Origin of the sequence: Paenibacillus turpanensis, assembly GCF_011421635.1 — a bacterium.
Lineage (GTDB): Bacteria > Bacillota > Bacilli > Paenibacillales > YIM-B00363 > Paenibacillus_AK > Paenibacillus_AK turpanensis.
In genome coordinates this window covers 1-1,562 of record NZ_WTLI01000056.1, presented here as the reverse complement: position 1 = coordinate 1,562, position 1,562 = coordinate 1, and the positions used below count along the sequence as shown (strand labels likewise).

The 1,562-nt window shown below is 55.9% G+C and carries 2 protein-coding genes; both read left to right on the top strand.

Annotated elements, in window-relative coordinates:
• Positions 1–108 precede the first annotated feature (108 nt).
• The gene (locus GQS10_RS22750) at positions 109–519 is read left to right on the top strand and encodes a DUF4280 domain-containing protein (RefSeq protein ID WP_166246596.1); all 411 of its coding nucleotides are present in this window, start codon (positions 109–111) and stop codon (positions 517–519) included.
• 224 nt (positions 520–743) lie between these two features.
• Positions 744–1,562, top strand: an 819-nt coding sequence (locus GQS10_RS22740; protein WP_341805123.1) for a contractile injection system protein, VgrG/Pvc8 family, incomplete at its 3' end; no start/stop codon positions are given.

The window sequence follows — 1,562 nt, the reverse complement described above, 5'->3', positions numbered from 1 at the left end:
CGATAGGAGATCGGTAGGATTGGCAGGCTGGTCAGCTCAGCTAGGTAGGCAGATCGATAGGCATGCAGGCAAGTGGTTTACATAACGCTGGTAAAAGGAGGTTTTGTGATGGATATCGATATGAAGGAAGATTCGGGCGAGCAGCAGTCGTACGTGGTGGCGGGCGCCGTGCTTCGCTGCAGCTGCGGGACGATGATGAATCGGTTGAAAATGCCGCTGAGCCACGGGGTGTATATCAAAGGCAAAGCGCAGATGAACATTATGGACTACCAGCCACAGCTCAATATTGCGCCGTTCGGGATGTGCGCCACCATTCAAAACCCGGCGGTGGATGCGGCGACGAAGGCGAACAATAACATTTTGACCATGATGCCCTGCACACCGATTGTCAGTATGCCTTGGGCGAACGGCAAAGAGGATCAGCTGGTGGACGGGCAGCCGGCGCTGATGAACAAATGCACGGCAACCTGCCAGTATAAAGGGATTATTACGATTGAGGATGACGGCCAAGACATGTAAGGCGAGCCGTCCGCCGAGATGGGAGAAGGGAGGATGCCCGTGAGAACGGCAGCCTTAAAAACACTTGGGGTACACGATATAAGCTTGATCTCGCCGTACGAGATTCAGACGCTGCAGCGGCTTGAGATTGTGAAGGCCGTCAATGAGCATGCCAAGCTGTATATCGAGGGGATCATCCCGGAAGAAATGAANACGAGATTCAGACGCTGCAGCGGCTTGAGATTGTGAAGGCCGTCAATGAGCATGCCAAGCTGTATATCGAGGGGATCATCCCGGAAGAAATGAAGGATTCCTATATTGAGCAGTCCAGCGAGGGGGATTTGCTGGAGGTGCAAATCCGGGAAGCCGACGGGCGTACAAAGACGCTGTTTCACGGGCTGGTCAGCCGGATTTCCGTGAGGTCGGTGCGGGGGATTTATTACCTGGAGCTGGAAGGGATTTCTCATACGAGCTTGCTGGATATCCGGCAGGTCAGCCGGTCGTTCCAGCATGAAGCGATGTCCTATTCGAGCCTGATCGAGCAGGTGATTGCCGATTATGACGGGTCAGACTGCCTGGATCATGCCTCCGGGACTTCCACCTTGGGCGGATTTACATTACAATATTTGGAGACGGACTGGCAATTTTTGAAGCGGATGGCTTCGCGATTTGGGGCGGTGCTGATCCCGGAGGCGTCGGCGTCTGCGCCGAAGTTTCATTTTGGGCTGCCTGACGGGAGGCTGTGGGAGCTGCCGAGCGAGCCGTTTGTCGTGGCGCGGAATGTATCGGAATACCTGCGCACGGAGGCGGTGGAAGGAGGAGCGGCGGAGGCGGATTTCACCAGCTACAGGGTGAATACGGAGCAGCTGTTCCAGCTCGGAGACAGAGTCATGTTTCAAGAAGGGGAGCTTACGGTAGCAGCTTCTACGGCGCGGTTAGAGGACGGCGTCTTGAGGTATGACTATGTGCTGGTTCCCGAGGAAGGCGTGCGCCAGCGGCGCTTGTACAACGAGGAGGTTACGGGGGCGGCGCTGCAGGGGAAAATCCTGCAGGTTAAAGGCTCG

What these genes read in the sequence shown, in the direction of transcription:
- GQS10_RS22750 (WP_166246596.1), top strand. Translation starts at nt 109, where the DNA reads ATGGATATCGATATGAAGGAAGATTCGGGCGAGCAGCAGTCGTACGTG.